The sequence below is a fragment of the Streptomyces luomodiensis genome, assembly GCF_031679605.1.
Lineage (GTDB): Bacteria > Actinomycetota > Actinomycetes > Streptomycetales > Streptomycetaceae > Streptomyces > Streptomyces luomodiensis.
Window position 1 is genome coordinate 5069276 of the sequence record NZ_CP117522.1, and the last position, 18910, is coordinate 5088185.

14 protein-coding genes and 2 tRNA genes are annotated in these 18910 nt (G+C 69.8%); 13 read left to right on the forward strand and 3 right to left on the reverse strand.

All coding sequences use genetic code 11. The features are described 5' to 3' along the window. Positions 1-10: 10 nt before the first annotated feature. Positions 11-148, reverse strand: a complete 138-nt coding sequence (gene rpmH / locus PS467_RS21295) for a 50S ribosomal protein L34 (protein WP_003956500.1) — start codon at positions 146-148, stop codon at positions 11-13. A gap of 434 nt (positions 149-582) precedes the next feature. Here rpmH and dnaA point away from each other — a divergent pair, with 434 nt between their 5' ends. The 11 genes from dnaA to PS467_RS21350 all read left to right on the forward strand — a co-directional run bounded on the left by dnaA (position 583) and on the right by PS467_RS21350 (position 14914). Continuing rightward, positions 583-2412 carry a chromosomal replication initiator protein DnaA gene (dnaA, locus tag PS467_RS21300; RefSeq protein WP_311036609.1) on the forward strand — a complete coding sequence of 610 codons (1830 nt, stop codon included), beginning with the start codon at positions 583-585 and terminating at the stop codon, positions 2410-2412. A gap of 828 nt (positions 2413-3240) precedes the next feature. Further along, on the forward strand, positions 3241-4371 hold the full coding sequence (gene dnaN, locus PS467_RS21305; RefSeq protein ID WP_268973242.1) for a DNA polymerase III subunit beta: 1131 nt from the start codon (positions 3241-3243) through the stop codon (positions 4369-4371). A gap of 105 nt (positions 4372-4476) precedes the next feature. Beyond that, positions 4477-5358: a phosphogluconate dehydrogenase (NAD(+)-dependent, decarboxylating) gene (gene gnd / locus PS467_RS21310; protein WP_268973243.1), complete on the forward strand. Its 882-nt coding sequence runs from the start codon at positions 4477-4479 to the stop codon at positions 5356-5358. A 55-nt stretch (positions 5359-5413) separates the two neighbouring features. Next, positions 5414-6556 (forward strand): DNA replication/repair protein RecF, encoded by a 1143-nt coding sequence (gene recF, locus PS467_RS21315; protein ID WP_311036610.1) that lies wholly within the window; start codon positions 5414-5416, stop codon positions 6554-6556. Continuing rightward, complete coding sequence (locus PS467_RS21320; protein ID WP_268973245.1) at positions 6553-7095, forward strand: DciA family protein; 543 nt, start codon at positions 6553-6555, stop codon at positions 7093-7095. The genes recF and PS467_RS21320 overlap by 4 nt, the downstream gene beginning before the upstream one ends. Positions 7096-7403: 308 nt before the next feature. Then, positions 7404-9437, forward strand: coding sequence for a DNA topoisomerase (ATP-hydrolyzing) subunit B (gyrB, locus tag PS467_RS21325; RefSeq protein ID WP_311036611.1), 2034 nt, complete (start codon positions 7404-7406; stop codon positions 9435-9437). A 43-nt stretch (positions 9438-9480) separates the two neighbouring features. Next, complete coding sequence (gene gyrA, locus PS467_RS21330) at positions 9481-12105, forward strand: DNA gyrase subunit A (protein WP_311036612.1); 2625 nt, start codon at positions 9481-9483, stop codon at positions 12103-12105. Positions 12106-12108: 3 nt separating this feature from the next. After that, complete coding sequence (locus tag PS467_RS21335) at positions 12109-12882, forward strand: DUF3566 domain-containing protein (protein ID WP_268973248.1); 774 nt, start codon at positions 12109-12111, stop codon at positions 12880-12882. Between the two features lie 61 nt (positions 12883-12943). Then, positions 12944-13017: transfer RNA gene (locus tag PS467_RS21340), tRNA-Ile, on the forward strand. Between the two features lie 192 nt (positions 13018-13209). Further along, a complete protein-coding gene (locus PS467_RS21345; protein WP_219852833.1) occupies positions 13210-13344 on the forward strand; it encodes a DLW-39 family protein in 135 nt (44 codons plus the stop codon). 214 nt (positions 13345-13558) lie between these two features. Continuing rightward, the gene (locus PS467_RS21350; RefSeq protein WP_311036613.1) at positions 13559-14914 is read left to right on the forward strand and encodes a hypothetical protein; all 1356 of its coding nucleotides are present in this window, start codon (positions 13559-13561) and stop codon (positions 14912-14914) included. Between the two features lie 105 nt (positions 14915-15019). Here PS467_RS21350 and PS467_RS21355 read toward each other — a convergent pair whose 3' ends face one another. Beyond that, on the reverse strand, positions 15020-16723 hold the full coding sequence (locus PS467_RS21355) for a serine/threonine-protein kinase (protein WP_311036614.1): 1704 nt from the start codon (positions 16721-16723) through the stop codon (positions 15020-15022). A 45-nt stretch (positions 16724-16768) separates the two neighbouring features. Continuing rightward, positions 16769-17314 (reverse strand): helix-turn-helix domain-containing protein, encoded by a 546-nt coding sequence (locus tag PS467_RS21360; RefSeq protein ID WP_037954566.1) that lies wholly within the window; start codon positions 17312-17314, stop codon positions 16769-16771. 118 nt (positions 17315-17432) lie between these two features. Here PS467_RS21360 and PS467_RS21365 point away from each other — a divergent pair. After that, a tRNA-Ala gene (locus tag PS467_RS21365) sits at positions 17433-17505 on the forward strand. A 187-nt stretch (positions 17506-17692) separates the two neighbouring features. Continuing rightward, positions 17693-18844 (forward strand): response regulator, encoded by a 1152-nt coding sequence (locus tag PS467_RS21370; RefSeq protein ID WP_311036615.1) that lies wholly within the window; start codon positions 17693-17695, stop codon positions 18842-18844. The last annotated feature ends 66 nt before the right edge of the window (positions 18845-18910 follow it).

The window sequence follows — 18910 nt, forward strand, 5'->3', positions numbered from 1 at the left end:
GTCAGGCTGCTCAGGCCGACAGGCGGGCGCGACCCTTGCTGCGGCGGGACGCGAGGATCGCGCGGCCGGCACGGGTGCGCATACGCAGCCGGAAGCCGTGGGTCTTCGCGCGGCGACGGTTGTTCGGCTGGAAGGTGCGCTTGCTCACTCGGGGGCTCCAGAAATGAATCGGATGGTGGCGGTCTATCGCTTGGCTGTCACCGTGCGCCCACGAGTAGCTCGCAATACGCCCGAGTGCACCGCTTCACGACCACGGATCATCGGTCCGCGATCCTTGCCCATCGGAGGCAGGCGGCAGCAGCCATCGACAACTCGACCTGTTTACGGTACGCGCGGTTACGCCATCCGGTCAAACCGGTGGCAGACACGCTGACGGTGCGCTTCCCCCTTAATCCTAGGGGCAGGGGAACGCCCGGCGACATCACATGGCACAGTTGTACACACCCTGTGGACAACGACTTGAACCGTGTACCCCGGCCTGACTACCGTGGCTGGGCTCCGATTCCTTCACGCCCGTCCCGAGAACCACGCATTCGTGGGCCCTGTCGGCGTCCCCACCCAGCGAGTGAGAGAGCGTGCCCCGTGGCTGACGTACCCGCCGATCTTGCCGCAGTGTGGCCACGTGTGCTCGATCGGCTTCTGGGAGAGGGCTCGGGGCAGGGCGGACAAGGCGTCGAGGCCAAGGACGAGCACTGGATCAAGCGGTGCCAGCCCCTCGCGCTGGTCGCCGACACCGCGCTGCTCGCCGTCCCCAATGAATTCGCCAAGGGTGTGCTGGAGGGCCGGCTGGCCCCCGTCGTCAGCGAGACGCTGAGCCGGGAGTGCGGCCGCCCGATCCGCATCGCGATCACCGTCGACGAATCCGCCGGCGAACCGGTCGTCCCCCAGCAGCCCCAGCGCGAGCAGCGCGAGTCCTACGAGAGCTACGAGAGCCGGGACGGCTACGGCCGCCAGGCGCCGGACGATCTGCCGTCGGCCCGCCCCGCGTACCCCGGCTATCAGCAGCCGCGCCCCGAACCCGGCGCCTGGCCTCGGTCCCGCGACGACTACGGCTGGCAGCAGCCCCGGCTCGGCGGCTTCCCCGAGAGCGATCCTTACGCCTCCCAGCACGCCTCGCCCGGCTATGACCAGCAGTCGTACGACCAGCAGTCGCCGTACGACCAGCAGCCGCGCGGCGACTACCGCGGTCCGGGCGCCGAGCGCCCCGGGCCGGGCGGCCCCGGACCGGTCCCGGAGCGTCTGCCGTACGAGCAGCAGCGCCACGACCTGCCCGATCCGCTCGAGCGCGCCCGCGGCGGACCGCCCGTCCTGCCCTCGCAGACCGGCGCCCCCGGCCCGCTCGCCGCTCAGCCCGCGCCCGCGTCCGGCCCCGGTGAGCCGACCGCGCGGCTGAACCCCAAGTACCTCTTCGACACCTTCGTCATCGGCGCGTCCAACCGCTTCGCGCACGCCGCGGCGGTCGCGGTCGCCGAGGCTCCGGCCAAGGCGTACAACCCGCTGTTCATCTACGGCGAGTCCGGGCTCGGCAAGACCCACTTGCTGCACGCCATCGGGCACTATGCGCGCAGCCTCTATCCCGGCACCCGGGTGCGCTATGTGAGCTCCGAGGAGTTCACCAACGAGTTCATCAACTCCATCCGCGACGGCAAGGCGGACGCGTTCCGCAAGCGCTACCGCGACATGGACATCCTGCTGGTCGACGACATCCAGTTCCTGGCGAGCAAGGAGTCGACGCAGGAGGAGTTCTTCCACACCTTCAATACGCTCCACAACGCCAACAAGCAGATCGTGCTCTCCTCCGACCGGCCGCCCAAGCAGCTGGTCACCCTGGAGGACCGGCTCCGCAACCGCTTCGAGTGGGGCCTGATCACCGATGTGCAGCCGCCGGAGCTGGAGACGCGTATCGCGATCCTCCGTAAGAAGGCGGTGCAGGAGCAGCTGAACGCGCCGCCGGAGGTGCTGGAGTTCATCGCCTCGCGGATCTCCCGCAACATCCGCGAGCTGGAGGGCGCGCTCATCCGCGTCACCGCCTTCGCGAGCCTGAACCGGCAGCCGGTGGACCTCGGCCTCACCGAGATCGTGCTGAAGGATCTGATCCCCGGCGGCGAGGACGCGGCCCCGGAGATCACCGCCACCGCGATCATGGCCGCGACCGCCGACTACTTCGGGCATACGGTCGACGATCTGTGCGGTGCCTCCCGCAGCAGGGTCCTGGTCACCGCGCGGCAGATCGCGATGTACCTCTGCCGGGAGCTGACCGATCTGTCACTGCCCAAGATCGGCGCACAGTTCGGCGGCCGCGACCATACGACGGTCATGCACGCCGACCGCAAGATCAGGGCGCTGATGGCCGAGCGGCGCTCCATCTACAACCAGGTGACCGAGCTGACCAACCGCATCAAGAACGGCTGAGAAGGGCCGCTGCGGCCACCGCGGACCGCTGAAGGGCGCTCCGGGACGGACAACTCCCGGGGCGCCCTTCGTCGTTCACCGTTCCGAGCTGTTCGATTCTCTGCCCGACCGGCCCGGTTCTCCACAGGTACACAGCCCATCCACCGTCCACACCCTGGGGATGTGCGGGTTGTCCCGATCCCATCCACAGCCTGTGTGGAAAGAGAGGCAACACCCGAGGTCAGGCGGGTGTGGAATTGTGGCTACCGGGAGTCCACAGACTGTGGACGACCGCGATGCCCACATCCCGCGCGTCAGCTTGTCCACCGGCAACCCACAGCCGGGAGCCGGTTGCCCACAGCTTCTCCACACCGCTGTCCACTGTTCGGCAACGAAACGGCAACGGCCACCGGGACGAGTGAAAGGCATCACACCAAGGAGGCCGGTTGGGCTGTGGGGAAGGTGGGTAAAACTGGGGACGACGCTGGGGAGAACCGGGCGATGTCTGTGCATCGCGTGTGCAGAACTCTTCGGCGTCCACAGAACGCCCTGGTTGTCCACCGCCTCCACCCACAGGCCCGGTGGACAAAAAACCGCCGCTGACCAGGGACGAGTCAGTTTTCCACGGTTTCCACAAGCCCTACTACTACGACCACAGAGAGATAGCGGGGAATTCGCTTCGAAGTGGGGCCTGTGCACAACCTCGGGCCGAGCCGCCCGACACCTCGCGCACCGACTTGACCCCGAGCCGCACCGACTGTCGGCGGCGTACGTCAGACTGGTCTCCGGCTACTCAGCCGACGACGAAGGCCAGCAGGGCGAGCCAGCAACAGCAGGAGGCGGCTTACGGTGAAGATCCGGGTGGAGCGCGATGTACTCGCGGAGGCGGTGGCCTGGACGGCCCGCAGCCTCCCGGCCCGACCGCCGGTGCCCGTCCTCGCGGGCATCCTGATGAAGGCGGAGGAGGGCGCGCTCAGCCTCTCCGGCTTCGACTACGAGGTCTCGGCCCGGGTGTCCGTGGAGGCCGACATCGAGGACGACGGCACGGTCCTCGTTTCCGGCCGGCTCCTCGCCGACATCTGCCGCGCCCTTCCCAACCGTCCTGTGGAGATCTCCAGCGACGGGGTGCGGGTGACCGTGGTCTGCGGCTCCTCGCGATTCACACTCCACACCCTGCCTGTGGAGGAGTACCCGGCGCTGCCGCAGATGCCGACCGCGACCGGCACCGTCCCCGGTGAGGTCTTCGCCGCCGCGGCCGCGCAGGTCGCCATCGCCGCCGGTCGTGACGACACCCTGCCGGTGCTCACGGGTGTGCGGATCGAGATCGAGGGCGACACCGTCACGCTGGCCTCCACGGACCGCTACCGCTTCGCGGTCCGCGAGTTCCTGTGGAAGCCCGAGGCCCCCGACGTCTCCGCCGTCGCGCTGGTGCCCGCCAAGACGCTTCTCGACACGGCCAAGTCGCTGACCAGCGGTGACACCGTCGCCCTGGCGCTCTCCGGCTCGGGTGCGGGCGAGGGCCTGATCGGCTTCGAGGGCGCCGGGCGCCGTACGACCACCCGGCTGCTCGAGGGTGACCTGCCCAAGTACCGCACGCTCTTCCCCACCGAGTTCAACTCGGTCGCGGTGATCGAGACCGCCCCGTTCGTCGAGGCCGTCAAGCGTGTGGCGCTGGTCGCCGAGCGCAACACCCCGGTGCGGCTCACCTTCGAGCAGGGTGTGCTGATCCTGGAGGCCGGGTCCAGTGACGACGCACAGGCTGTGGAGCGGCTGGACGCCCAGCTCGAGGGCGACGACATCTCCATCGCCTTCAACCCGACGTTCCTGCTGGACGGGCTCAGCGCGATCGACTCACCGGTCGCCCAGCTGTCCTTCACCACCTCGACCAAGCCCGCGCTGCTCAGCGGCAAGCCGGCCGTGGACGCCGAGGCGGACGAGGCGTACAAGTACCTGATCATGCCGGTCCGGCTGAGCGGCTGAGAGACGAGCGAATGAGCAGGTGTAGCCCACATCTGTGCGGCTACCCGCGGGCGTAGGCTCGGACTCACCGCGAAACGCAACGGACTACGGCACAAAGGATCACTGATGGAGCTCGGTCTCATCGGCCTCGGCAAGATGGGCGGCAACATGCGCGAGCGCATTCGCCGCGCAGGCCACACCGTCATCGGATACGACCGCAACCCGGACGTCGCCGATGTCCACAGCATCGATGAGCTCGTCAGCAAGCTGAAGGGCCCACGGGTGGTGTGGGTCATGGTCCCGGCGGGCGTGCCCACCCAGATCACCATCGACGAGCTGGCCGAGCTGCTGTCGCCCGGCGACATCGTCGTGGACGGCGGAAACTCCCGCTGGACCGACGACGAGAAGCACGCCGAGCAGCTCAACGCCAAGGGCATCGGCTTCATCGACTGCGGTGTCTCCGGCGGCGTCTGGGGTCTGGAGAACGGCTACGCCCTGATGTACGGCGGTGCCGCCGAGCATGTGGCCAAGGTCCAGCCGATCTTCGACGCGCTCAAGCCCGAGGGCGAGGGCGGCGCCGTCCACGCCGGCAAGGTCGGTGCGGGCCACTTCGCCAAGATGGTCCACAACGGCATCGAGTACGCGATGATGCAGGCGTACGCCGAGGGCTGGGAGCTGCTGGAGAAGGTGGACTCGGTCACCGACGTCCGCGAGATCTTCCGCTCCTGGCAGGAAGGCACGGTCATCCGCTCCTGGCTGCTGGACCTGGCCGTCCGCGCGCTGGACGACGACGAGCACCTGACGAAGCTGCGTGGCTACGCGGAGGACTCCGGTGAGGGCCGGTGGACCGTGGAGGCGGCGATCGACCACGCCGTGCCGCTGCCCGCGATCACCGCGTCGCTCTTCGCCCGGTTCGCCTCCCGTCAGGAGGACTCGCCGCAGATGAAGATGATCGCCGCGTTGCGCAATCAGTTCGGCGGTCACGCGGTCGAGAGCAGCGAGAAGTAACCACCCCACGGGTGGAGCAAGCAGGTACTGCCGGGGGAGGTCGGCGCAGCCCACTATGCACGTCACGCATCTGTCGCTCGCCGACTTCCGCTCGTACACCCGGGCCGAGGTCGGACTGGGTCCGGGCGTCACGGCCTTCGTCGGGCCCAATGGCCAGGGGAAGACCAATCTCGTCGAGGCGGTCGGCTATCTCGCCACGCTCGGCAGCCACCGGGTCTCCTCCGACGCCCCGCTGGTGCGCATGGGGGCGGAGCGGGCCGTGGTCCGGGCCGCGGTCGTCCAGGGGGACCGGCAGCAGCTGGTCGAGCTCGAGCTCAACCCGGGCAAGGCGAATCGTGCCCGTATCAATCGGTCCTCGCAGGTCAGACCGCGTGATGTGCTGGGGATCGTGCGTACGGTGCTGTTCGCGCCCGAGGATCTGGCCCTGGTCAAGGGCGATCCGGGCGAGCGCCGTCGTTTCCTCGACGAGCTGATCACCGCGCGGGCGCCCCGGATGGCGGGGGTCCGCTCCGATTACGACCGGGTGCTGAAGCAGCGCAACACCCTGCTGAAGACCGCCGCCCTGGCCCGGCGCCACGGTGGGCGCAGCGGGAGCGGCGACGCGGCCCTGTCCACGCTCGATGTCTGGGACCAGCATCTGGCTCGCGCCGGTGCCGAGCTGCTGGCCCAGCGGCTCGATCTGATCTCCGTGCTCCAGCCGCTCGCCGACAAGGCGTACGAGCAGCTGGCCCCGGGCGGTGGTCCCGTGCTGCTGGAGTACCGGGGGTCGGCCGGTGAGGGGCTGGCCGACGCGGGCAGCCGCGAGGAGCTGTACGAACTGCTGCTGGCCGCCCTGGCCCAGGCCCGTAAGCAGGAGATCGAGCGCGGGGTCACGCTGGTGGGCCCGCACCGCGACGATCTGGTCCTCAAGCTCGGCCGGCTCCCGGCGAAGGGTTACGCCAGCCATGGCGAGTCCTGGTCGTACGCCCTCGCCCTGCGGCTGGCCTCCTACGATCTGCTGCGCACCGAGGCGGGCGAGCCGGTGCTGGTGCTCGACGACGTCTTCGCGGAGCTGGACGAGCGGCGCCGGGAGCGGCTGGCCGGGCTGGTGGCCCCCGGGGAGCAGGTGCTGGTGACCGCGGCGGTGGAGGACGACGTCCCGCATGTGCTGACGGGCACGCGCTACGCGGTGTCCGAGGGCGAGGTGCGGCGGGTATGACGGACCGGATGGACCAGCCCGCGCGGCCCTCGCCGGTGCCCGAGCCCTCGGGGGTCGATCTGGCGCGGGTCGCGCTGCGTGCCGCCAAGGAGCAGGCGCGGGCCCGGGGAGCCGCGGCCCAGCAGAAGAAGCAGGCGCGCAGAGGGGGCTTGCGCTCCGGCGCGCGCGCCGATGGCCGTGATCCGCTTCCGCTCGGTGCGGCGATCAACCGGCTGATCACCGAGCGTGGCTGGGAGACCCCGGCCGCGGTCGGCGGGGTGATGGGCCGCTGGCCCCAGATGGTGGGGCCCGAGGTGGCGCAGCACTGCGAGCCCCAGCGGTACGACGAGGACGCCCGGGTGCTGACGGTGCGCTGTGACTCCACGGCATGGGCGACCCAGCTGCGGCTGCTCGCCCCGCAGCTCGTCGCCCGGCTGAACGCGGATCTGGGCCAGGGCACCGTCAGGTTGATCAAGGTCTTGGGCCCCGGCGGGCCGGCCCGCCGCTACGGCCCGCTGCGCTCCCCGGGCTCCACAGGGCCGGGGGACACCTACGGCTGACCGGGTCCTGTGTGCCGTCCGTGGACCATGGGTCACGGGGTGGTCGCTGAGACGCCGGTCACGGTAGCCGGTGGTTGACAGCTCGAAGCGCTGAGTGGCGGTGTGAGCCTCTTGGAGCCCGTCCCCGCATATGGGGAGTCGGTGGCAGCCGGTTCAGGGCGGCACATGCGGACTCAGGCGCCAGCAAGCCCCCATTCTTGTCGGCGCTACCGGTAGACTGGGGCCGTACACCGTCGCCGCTGGCGCACCGAGCGCTTGCGGACACATGTTGAACGACGCAGCCGCTCCCGCCTGCCCGGAGATGGCTTGTGCTGTGCCAGAAAGGGCGCTTCGTGGCCGATTCCGGCAACCCCATCGAAAACATTCCGTCCACCACCTCCGACGGCGAGGCTCTGGCTCCGCCGTCATACGACGCCAGTGCGATCACCGTCCTGGAGGGGCTGGACGCGGTCCGCAAGCGACCCGGTATGTACATCGGTTCCACCGGTGAGCGCGGCCTGCACCACCTCGTCTACGAGGTCGTCGACAACTCCGTCGACGAGGCCCTGGCCGGTCACGCGGACACCATCGAGGTGACGATCCTGCCCGACGGCGGCGTCCGCGTCGTCGACAACGGCCGTGGCATCCCGGTGGACCTGCACCCCGTGGAGAAGAAGCCCGCCGTCGAGGTCGTGCTGACCGTGCTGCACGCGGGCGGCAAGTTCGGCGGCGGCGGCTACGCCGTCTCCGGTGGTCTGCACGGCGTCGGTGTCTCGGTCGTCAACGCGCTCTCGTCGAAGGTGGCGGTCGAGGTCAAGCGGGACGGCTTCCGCTGGACCCAGGACTACAAGCTGGGCACCCCCACCGCGCCGCTGGCCAAGAACGAGGCGATCACCGAGACCGGCACCACGGTCACCTTCTGGGCCGACCCGGACATCTTCGAGACCACCGAGTACTCCTTCGAGACGCTGGCCCGGCGGTTCCAGGAGATGGCGTTCCTCAACAAGGGGCTGACCATCTCGCTGACCGACGAGCGCGAGGCCCACGTGGACGAGGAGGGCAAGCCGCTCTCCGTGAAGTACCACTACGAGGGCGGCATCGTCGACTTCGTCACCTACCTCAACTCCCGCAAGGGCGAGCTGGTCCACCCCACGGTGATCGGCTTCGAGGCCGAGGACAAGGAGCGGATGCTCTCCCTCGAGGTCGCGATGCAGTGGAACGCCCAGTACACCGAGGGTGTCTACAGCTTCGCGAACACCATCCACACCCATGAGGGCGGTACCCACGAGGAGGGCTTCCGCGCCGCGCTGACGTACCTGATCAACAAGTACGCGCGCGACAAGAAGCTGCTCCGGGAGCGCGACGACAACCTCACCGGTGAGGACATCCGCGAGGGCCTGACCGCGATCATCTCGGTGAAGCTCGGCGAGCCGCAGTTCGAGGGCCAGACCAAGACCAAGCTGGGCAACACGGAGGCCAAGACCTTCGTCCAGAAGATCGTCAACGAGCATCTCGCCGACTGGCTGGACCGCAACCCCAATGAGGCCGCGGACATCGTCCGCAAGGGGATTCAGGCGGCGACGGCCCGGGTCGCGGCCCGTAAGGCGCGCGATCTGACTCGCCGCAAGGGGCTGCTGGAGACGGCGTCGCTGCCGGGCAAGCTGAGCGACTGCCAGTCCAATGACCCGTCGAAGTGCGAGATCTTCATCGTCGAGGGTGACTCCGCCGGCGGCTCGGCCAAGTCCGGCCGTAACCCGCAGTACCAGGCGATCCTCCCGATCCGCGGCAAGATCCTCAATGTCGAGAAGGCCCGCGTCGACAAGATCCTCCAGAACAACGAGGTCCAGGCGCTGATCTCCGCCTTCGGCACCGGCGTGCACGAGGACTTCGACATCGCCAAACTCCGCTATCACAAGATCATTCTGATGGCGGACGCCGATGTCGACGGCCAGCACATCAACACCCTGCTGCTGACCTTCCTCTTCCGCTTCATGCGCCCGCTGGTCGAGGCGGGGCATGTCTTCCTGTCCCGTCCGCCGCTCTACAAGATCAAGTGGGGCCGGGACGACTTCGAGTACGCGTACTCGGACCGGGAGCGGGACGCGCTGATCCAGGCCGGCCGGGAACAGGGCAAGCGCATCAAGGACGACTCGGTCCAGCGCTTCAAGGGTCTGGGCGAGATGAACGCCGAAGAGCTCCGGGTGACCACCATGGACCCCGACCACCGCGTCCTGGGCCAGGTCACCCTGGACGACGCGGCGCAGGCCGACGACCTGTTCTCGGTCCTGATGGGTGAGGACGTCGAGGCACGGCGCTCGTTCATCCAGCGCAACGCCAAGGATGTCCGCTTCCTCGACATCTGAGTCGGCCCCCAGCCGCAGACCACGACAAGGACTTTGACCAGCAATGGCCGACGAGAACACCCCGAACACACCCGATGAACTGACCCCCGACGAGCTCGCCGAAGGCGCCGCCCTGCGCGTGGAGGCGGTCGGCCTCGAGACGGAGATGCAGCGCTCGTACCTCGATTACGCGATGAGCGTGATCGTGAGCCGTGCGCTGCCCGACGTCCGGGACGGCCTCAAGCCGGTGCACCGGCGGGTGCTGTACGCGATGTACGACGGCGGGTACCGCCCCGAGAAGGGCTTCTACAAGTGCGCCCGCGTCGTCGGCGACGTCATGGGCACCTACCACCCGCACGGCGACTCGTCGATCTACGACGCGCTGGTGCGGCTGGCCCAGCCGTGGTCCATGCGGATGCCGCTGGTCGACTCCAACGGCAACTTCGGCTCCCCGGGCAACGACCCCGCGGCGGCCATGCGGTACACCGAGTGCAAGATGGCCCCGCTGGCCATGGAGATGCTCCGGGACATCGACGAGGAGACCGTCGATTTCCAGGACAACTACGACGGCCGTAACCAGGAGCCGACGGTTCTGCCGTCGCGCATCCCGAACCTGCTGGTCAACGGCTCGGCGGGGATCGCGGTCGGTATGGCCACCAACATCCCGCCGCACAACCTGCGCGAGGTCGCCGAGGGCGCCCAGTGGTTCCTGGCCAACCCGCAGGCGACCCAGGAGGAGCTGCTCGACGCCCTGATCGACCGGATCAAGGGCCCCGACTTCCCGACCGGTGCGCTGGTCGTCGGCCGTAAGGGCATCGAGGAGGCGTACCGCACCGGGCGCGGCTCGATCACGATGCGCGCGGTGGTGGAGGTCGAGGAGATCCAGGGCCGGCAGTGCCTGGTGGTCACCGAGCTGCCGTACCAGGTGAACCCGGACAACCTCGCGCAGAAGATCGCCGACCTGGTGAAGGACGGCAAGATCGGCGGCATCGCGGACGTCCGCGACGAGACCTCCTCGCGCACCGGCCAGCGCCTGGTCATCGTGCTCAAGCGGGACGCGGTCGCCAAGGTCGTCCTCAACAACCTCTACAAGCACACCGATCTGCAGACCAACTTCGGCGCCAACATGCTGGCGCTGGTCGACGGTGTGCCGCGCACCCTCTCGCTGGACGCGTTCATCCGCAACTGGGTCACGCACCAGATCGAGGTCATCGTCCGCCGGACCCGCTTCCGGCTGCGCAAGGCCGAGGAGCGGGCGCACATCCTGCGCGGTCTGCTCAAGGCCCTGGACGCGATCGACGAGGTCATCGCGCTGATCCGGCGCAGCGACACGGTGGAGACCGCGCGCGAGGGCCTGATGGGCCTGCTGGAGATCGACGAGATCCAGGCGAACGCGATCCTCGAGATGCAGCTGCGGCGGCTGGCCGCCCTGGAGCGTCAGAAGATCGTCCAGGAGCACGACGAGCTGCAGGCCAAGATCGACGAGTACAACGCGATCCTGGCCTCGCCCGAGCGGCAGCGGCAGATCATCAGCGAGGAGCTGACCGCGATCGTCGAGAAGTACGGCGACGACCGGCGCACCAAGCTGGTCCCCTTCGACGGCGACATGTCCATCGAGGACCTGATCGCCGAGGAGGACATCGTCGTCACGATCACGCGTGGCGGCTATCTGAAGCGCACCAAGACCGAGGACTACCGCTCGCAGAAGCGCGGCGGCAAGGGCGTGCGCGGGACGAAGCTGAAGCAGGACGACATCGTCGAGCACTTCTTCGTCTCCACCACCCACCACTGGCTGCTGTTCTTCACCAACAAGGGCCGGGTCTACCGGGCGAAGGCGTACGAGCTGCCGGACGCGGGCCGGGAGGCGCGCGGCCAGCATGTCGCGAACCTGCTGGCGTTCCAGCCGGATGAGCGGATCGCGCGGATCCTGGCGATCCGGGACTACGAGGCGGTGCCGTATCTGGTGCTGGCCACCAAGTCCGGCCTGGTGAAGAAGACTCCGCTGAAGGACTACGACTCGCCCCGCTCGGGTGGTGTGATCGCGATCAACCTCCGGGAGATGGAGGACGGGCGCGAGGACGAACTCATCGGTGCCGAGCTGGTGTCCGCCGCCGACGATCTGCTGCTGATCAGCAAGAAGGCGCAGTCGATCCGGTTCACGGCGACGGACGAGTCGCTGCGGCCGATGGGGCGCGCGACCTCCGGTGTGAAGGGCATGAGCTTCCGCGAGGACGACGAGCTCCTGTCGATGAACGTGGTCCGGCCCGGTACGTTCGTCTTCACCGCCACCGACGGCGGGTACGCGAAGCGGACCAATGTCGACGAGTACCGCGTCCAGGGACGCGGCGGCCTCGGAATCAAGGCCGCGAAGATCGTCGAAGACCGTGGTTCCCTGGTCGGGGCGCTGGTGGTCGAGGAGACCGATGAGATCCTCGCCATCACGCTCAGCGGTGGCGTGATTCGTACACGGGTCAATGAGGTCAGGGAGACGGGCCGTGACACCATGGGCGTCCAACTGATCAACCTGGGCAAGCGCGATGCCGTCGTCGGCATCGCCCGGAACGCCGAGGCCGGTCGTGAGGCTGAGGAGGTCGAGGAGGAATCCGAGACCGGAAGCGCGCCAGCCGAGGGGGCCGCGTCCGAGGCGGCCGAGGGCACACCGCCCCCGGCCGACGAGACCGAGGAGTAAGTCGTGAGTGGAGCCACGGGTGCCGCGGGCGGCGGTGCGGACGCCGGAGGGCGGCCCGGATCGGGAGCCCCGACTTCGGCGGGCGGTACCACCGCCGGGGAAGGCGCCCGTGGCCCGGCCGGGGAGTCCGCCGCGGTGACGGAGACCCGGAAGCTCCGGCCGCAGCGCGATCCGCAGCCGAAGCCCCAGTACTCCAGCCCGCTTCCCAGCGAGCGTCCCGCTCCCTCCCAGCCGGCGCAGCCGTACCACCCGCCGCAGGCCTACGCCCCGCCGCCGGGCGGCGGGGCCGGGCGCGGCGGCTCCTCGGTGCCGGGGCAGTCGGCCCAGGGCGCCCAGACGGGGCAGCAGCAGGCCGCCACGGCCGTCCGCCGCCCCCGTACGCCCGCGGGGGCCCGTCCGGCGCCGCGCACCCGTAAGGCGCGGCTGCGGGTCGCCAAGGTCGATCCGTGGTCGGTCATGAAGGTCAGCTTCCTGCTCGCGATCGCGCTGGGGATCTGCACCCTGATCGCGGTGGCGGTGCTGTGGATGGTCATGGACGCCATGGGCGTCTTCAGCGCGGTGGGCGACACCATCAGCGATGCGACGGAGTCGCAGAACGGCTCCGGATTCGACCTCCAGTCCTTCCTGTCGCTGCCGCGTGTCCTGGGATTCACCGGGATCATCGCCGTGATCAATGTGGTGCTGGCGACCGCGTTGGCCACGCTCGGGGCCTTCATCTACAACCTGTCGGCGGGCTTCGTGGGCGGGGTCGAGCTGACCCTGGCCGAGGACGAGTAGCGGCCCGCCGTTACCGATTTTGGGACAGGGCAGGTGGTGCGCTAATCTTTCGGTGCAGCGCGGGGCTATAGCTCAGACGGTTAGAGCGCTTCCCTGATAAGGAAGAGGCCACAGGTTCAAGTCCTGTTAGCCCCACCGACGCGATCAGCCTGGACGGAGATCCTCTCCGGCCAGGCTGATGTCGTATGGGGGCCGGGAGTTGGCCCCCGGTTCCTGCCCGGTTTCTCGTCCGGTCAATGCCGGTCATAGGTCACCGATCGGTATCGGTCGGTGTGTATCATCGGGCGCCAGAGGTCCCCTACGTCAAGAAAGAGACGAGGTAGCGCGGTGAAGAAGCTTCTCCTGGTCGCACTGGCCGCCATCGGCGGGCTCCTCGTGTACCGCCAGATCCAGGCGGATCGCGCCGAGCAGGATCTGTGGACGGAGGCGACCGACTCCGTGCCCGCAGGTACGGGTGTGTGAGCCCCCACGACAGTCCCGGCACGGGGCCCCGACCGCTGGAGCGGTCGGGGCCCCGTCGGCTTTACTGGCGCCGTGGCGGGGGAAGAGACGGGGGCGTCGGGGGCGTCGGGGGCGGGCTGACCGGGGGCCTACGTGTTTCACTCTCGCAAACGAATGGCTTGCACAGGCAAAGTTGAACGGGCCGACCGGCCGGTACGACGAGGAGTGACGCGCGATGAAGGACCGCCGCACGGTCAGGGCCGGCCTCGCCGCGGTGGCGGCGCTGTGCGTGGTGGCCGCGGCACAGGGGACGTCCCTCGCTGAGGGCGCCGCCGGGGCCCAGGCGTACGAGACCCGCGGCACCCGGATACGCGGCGCCGACGGGGGCACGGACGCCCCGTCCCTGGCGGCCGGCCGCACCTACGTCGACAGCCTCGGGCCGGGCGAGAAGCGGTACTACGGTGTGACGCTCGACACGAAGTCCGCCGCCTATGTCTCGGCGGTCGCGGCACCCCGGCCGGGGGCGGGCGTGACCTCGTACCGGGACGGCGTGAAGGTGACGCTGGAGAGCCCCGACGGAGCCGTCTGCGGCACCGCCGCCCCGAAGATCGAGACAAGTGGCGTCGCCTATCCCCTGGCCGACTACGCCTCCCGTCAGATCGACTCCGGCCCGGCCTCCTGCCACCAGGCAGGGCGCTTTGTGGCGACGGTGGAGCGCCAGGCCGGCTCACAGGACCATGAGCGCTGGCCCGTGGAACTGCGGCTGATGGTGGAGCCACCGGTGAAGGACGGGGCCACCGGGGCCACTCCGGAGGCTCCGGAGGGGAGTTCGGGCACGTCCTCGCCCGAGCCGCCGGACGGCACCGCCTGGCCGAAACGCGGCGGTCGCGGCTTCACCGACGCGCCGACCCTGGGGACGGGGGTGTGGAGGGACGAGATCGCGCCAGGGGAGACGCACTACTACCGGGTGCCCGTCGACTGGGGGCAGCGCCTCTCCGCCGTCGCCGAACTGTCCGCCGACGGCCAGGATCAGAGCACCCGTCTCCTCGACCGCGCGCTGGCGATGCACGCCTACAACCCGGCGCGCGGGCTGGCCAAGCGGGGCACTCCGGCCGCGCAGGACGGCGAACCGCCCCGCACCGAGGTGGCCACCGAGCCGGTGGCCTACGAAAACCGGTATGCGAACACCGGCTCCGCGGTGCGCGCGATGAGCTTCAGCGGTGGGTACTTCCTGGCGGTCACCCTCAATCCGCCGCAGGTGGCCCCGCATCTGAACAGCTCGGTGCAGGTCGTCCTGCGGGTGCGGATCGCGGGCGCCGCGCACGGCGGTCCCACCTATGACAAGGACCCCGTCGAGGCCGGGTTCGGCCTCACGGCGGCCGACCGGCGCGTGGCGAAACAGCATCAGGTCGTCGCGGAGGACGATCAGATGGGGGTGCCTGCCGACGATTCCGACAAGGCCCTGCTGCGGATGGTGGGATACGCGGGGATCGGTACCGGGACGGCCCTGGTGCTCGGGCTCGGCGCGTGGAAGCTGACCGCCCGGCGCCGGGCCTCGGCGCGGGGGTACGGGCCGCCGCCCGCCTGGTAGTCGGGTCTGGGGACGGAGCTGCTGGGGGCTTCCGGGGTCTTCCCACGGCTCCGGGGGCATTCCGGCGGCTTCCGGGGACGGCGGTTAGCCGACGTCAGCCGGCGGTCAGCCCGCGGCCACCAGCGCCCAGGCGCCGACGGCGAAGCACAGCGCCGCGACGATCAGGATCGCCACCGCTGTCTTCCGGGACGGTCCGGGGCGCCGCCGGGTCGCGGGGGGAACCTGCGACCGCTGGGCGGTGTATGGACGAGTAGAAGGAAAGTCACGCGGGGGCGGCGTCGGAGTCGGTGTCGGCGTGGGTGTCGGTGTCGGCGTGGGCGCCGCGGTCGGAGCGGAAGCGGGGGTGGGCGTATGCGGGTGCGCGGGCTGTACGGAGTGTGGGGGCTGTGGTGCGTGGTGCGGGTGGTGCACGGGCGGCTGTGGAGCCGATGGGAGCGGGGCCGCGGTCGAGGGGGTCGGCGGGTGCGGCAGCGAGTGCTGCTGGACCGGCGGGGGCGGCGTCGCGGGCCGGGCGGCCGGTGGCGGGGGTGTCGGTGTCGGCGGGCCCGCGGGCTGGGGCGGTGGGGTCCGGGGCGGTGTCTGGGCCGACCGCGTTTGGCCTGGTGGTGTCTGGCTCGGCGGTATCTGGCTCGGCGTCTGCGCTTGTGGGGGTTGGGCGTGTGGGGGTTGGGCGTGCGGGGTTTCAGCGGACGGAGTCCAGGCGTGTGGAGCCCAGGTGTGCGGAGCCGGACCGGAGGGGGCCTCGGCGGGCGGTGTCCGCGGCTGGTCGTTCTGAGGGAGCGGCGGTGGGAGGGTGAAGCTCCCGGTGTCGGCCATGGAGGGCTGCGGGGTGGCCGGCTGGGGAGGCGCCGCCTCGGCGGTGGGCTGGGACCGGTGCGGCGCCGCACCGCTCTCCTGGGGCGGGTCCGCCTTCGCATGGCGGCGGCCGGGCCGGGTCGGGCCGTTGGGGCCGAAACCGGCGGGCAGCGGCCCGAGCTGGTCGAAGACCTCGATGGCCTCGTCGTCCAGATCTCCCTCGGGCAGCAGCTCGACCGCCGTCGCCAGCGCCTTCCGCGCCCCGGTGGCAGTGCGGAACCGGTCCTCGGGGTCCGGTTGCAGCAGACCCGCGACCACCTGCCACAGCGGTTCGGGCACCCCGGTCGGCGCGTTCGGCACCCCCTGCTCGAAGAGCTTGACCAGTGCCTCCGCGTCCGGCTTGTGTCCGTTGAGCAGATAGAGCGCCACCAGCCCGACGGCGAACAGGTCCGCCGGGAAGTCCGGATCGTCGCCCATCATCTGCTCGGGCGCGAAGTAACCAGGCGTGCCCATCACGTAGTTGGCCTCGGTGAGGCGCGGCTCGCCCTTGGTCAGCGCGATACCGAAGTCGGACAGCCGGACATGGGGTCGCCCGGTTCCGGTGGCTTCCAGCAGGATGTTCGCGGGCTTGATGTCACGGTGCACCACACCCTCGGCGTGCACCGCCGCCAGTCCGGAGAGCAGCTGATCGAGCAGTGTGCACACATAACGGGGCGGCAGCGGGCCGTAGTCGCCGATGAGATGGGCGAACGAACCGCCGCCCACCAGATCCATGGTGAACAGCACCTTGTCGTCGTCGGCCGCCCAGCTGGCCGGTGCCACCACATGGGGGTGATCGATCCGCAGGGCCTGTTCCCGGACGAAGCGCAGCAGCGTATGGGCGTCGCGTTGCTGGAGCACCTTCGCTGCCACGTATCGGCGGCGGCGGTGGTCCCAGACGCGCCATACGGCGCCCACGCCCCCGCGCCCGATCGGGTCCACCAGCTCGTACCGGCCCGCGAAGATCTCACCCATCGCGCCGTGCCCGCCCCGTCATCGACTCGTCAGCAGTTCAGCCCGTCAGCTCTGGTGCGCCTCGTAGTGGGCGACCGCCTCGGCGGTCCGCCCGGCGCCGTACACACGGAGAAACTCTGCCAGCTCGGGGTGGGTGGGGGCGAGGGAGTCGGCGGCATCGATGATGTCCCCGGCGGCCGCCACGGACCGCAGCAGCGACTGGATCTCGCGCACCACTCGCCGCACGGTCGGGGCGCCCGTGCTCGCCGTGGTCTGGGTGGAGTTGAGGACCGAGCCGCCCGCGGACTTCTTGATCTCCTCCATGCGCTCGGCGGCCTCGGCGGCGCTGACCCTGCCGTCCGCCGCCTGACTGGACAGCTCCTGCAACGCCTGCACCCGCTGGACGACGGCGGGGTTGCCGATCTTGGCGCGCTGGCCGCTCATGAGCTGCGAGAGCATCGGTGCGGACAGACCGAGGACGGCGGCGAGACGGGCCTGGTTCAGGCCGAGATCATCGATGAGACGGCGAAAGAGCGCCCCCAGCGGTTCCCCGTACCAGCTGCGCTGAAGCTCCCGTGCACGCGCGGTGGCATCCTGCTGCGTTGCGTCCATCTCGCTCTCCCCTTCGCTTCGCTGCCGCGAATCTTGCGTGGCATCCTACGGAGAGCACTACGTGCGAGCGATACCCGGTCGGGAAAGGCGGTCGGTACCGGGTATCCTGATCGGCGACGGGGCCTTAGCTCAGTTGGTAGAGCGCCGTCTTTGCATGGCGGATGTCAGGAGTTCGACTCTCCTAGGCTCCACCTTCGTCACCAGCCAGGACATCATGATCGATGTCCTGGCTGGTTTGTTTCGCCCCTGACAGCGGTGTTGCCACTCCGGCCATTGCCCCGCGCAACACCCGCGGGATGCTCCAGGGTGTTCCCCACAACTCGGGCGGACCGCCCGGGAGTCGTCTGATCGGCGCGGGACGCCGTACAGGGGGACACGATGGGTGATCTGCATCCGCTGGGCGAGAACCTGCCCGAGGAGTGCCGGGCGTTCGCTGTGGAGCTGAGGAAGCTGTTCCTCGGGCTGAAGATCTCGGTGCGCAGATACGCGGTGCGCAGACACCGGGACCCGAGCACCATCTCGCGGTTTTTGAACGGCACCCGCATTCCGCCGTGGGAGTTCGTCTTCGATCTGTTCACCGATCTCGCGGCGCAGCGGGGCGTCGCCGCCACCCCCGCCGCCATCGAGCTGGTGCGGGAACTGCACCGGGCCGCGGTGCGCACCAGCCGCTCCCCCGGTCACGCCATGGAGATCCTTCAGATCCAGCTGGCCGACGCCGACCGGGACGCGCGGGTGTCCATGGCGCACCAGGACGCGCTGGGCGAGGCGCTGCTGGACCGCAAGCACCGCATCGCCGATCTCGAGGTCCGGCTGAACCAGGCCGAGGCGGCCTGGGCGACGGAGCGTGCCCGTGCGGACGCGTTGGAGCGGGATCTCCCGGACCGGGAAGAGCTGATCAAGGAGCGGGATCTGCTCCGGCAGGAGGTGCGGCGGCTCACCGATGAGCTGGAGGAGGTGCGGCTGCGGGGGCGGCTGGCCGAGGAGCGCTGCCTGGTCCTGGAGCGGCAGCTGGCCATGGTGGAGTCCCAGCGACCGGTCGAGGTGCCACAGCCCGAGGAGGGGCTCGGGGATCCGGAGGGGCCCGCGGCGGCCAAGCGGTGCACCGGGCTGCGGCCGAAGATCCTCGTGGTGGACGACCAGCAGAACAATCTGCTGGCCATGGAGGCCGTGCTGGCCACCCTCGACCAGGAGCTGGTGACCGCGACCTCCGGACAGGAAGCCCTCAAGGCGCTGCTCGACCACGACGACTTCGCGGTGATCCTGCTGGATGTGCAGATGCCCGAGATGGACGGCTACGAGACGGCGGCCCATATCAAGCGGCGCCCCCGTAACCGCGACATCCCGATCATCTTCCTCACCGCGATGGGCGCCGATCCGGAGCACTCCTCGCGGGGGTACGCGGCCGGTGCGGTGGACTACATGGCCAAGCCCTTCGACCCCTGGGCGCTGCGGGCCAAGGTCTCGGTCTTCACCGAGATCTTCCTGGAGCGACGGCAGCGGCGTTACCGGGGGGAGGACCTCACGGAATGAACGGGCCGGTGCCGGGGACGGGCGAGGGGCGGGAGATCACCGGATCTCCCGCCCCACGCGGAGGGC

Coding starts and splice junctions, on each gene's coding strand:
- gnd (WP_268973243.1), top strand. CDS start 4,477: ATGGAGCTCGGTCTCATCGGCCTCGGCAAGATGGGCGGCAACATGCGC.
- recF (WP_311036610.1), top strand. CDS start 5,414: ATGCACGTCACGCATCTGTCGCTCGCCGACTTCCGCTCGTACACCCGG.
- PS467_RS21320 (WP_268973245.1), top strand. CDS start 6,553: ATGACGGACCGGATGGACCAGCCCGCGCGGCCCTCGCCGGTGCCCGAG.
- gyrA (WP_311036612.1), top strand. CDS start 9,481: ATGGCCGACGAGAACACCCCGAACACACCCGATGAACTGACCCCCGAC.
- PS467_RS21350 (WP_311036613.1), top strand. CDS start 13,559: ATGAAGGACCGCCGCACGGTCAGGGCCGGCCTCGCCGCGGTGGCGGCG.
- PS467_RS21355 (WP_311036614.1), bottom strand. CDS start 16,723: ATGGGTGAGATCTTCGCGGGCCGGTACGAGCTGGTGGACCCGATCGGG.
- PS467_RS21360 (WP_037954566.1), bottom strand. CDS start 17,314: ATGGACGCAACGCAGCAGGATGCCACCGCGCGTGCACGGGAGCTTCAG.
- PS467_RS21370 (WP_311036615.1), top strand. CDS start 17,693: ATGGGTGATCTGCATCCGCTGGGCGAGAACCTGCCCGAGGAGTGCCGG.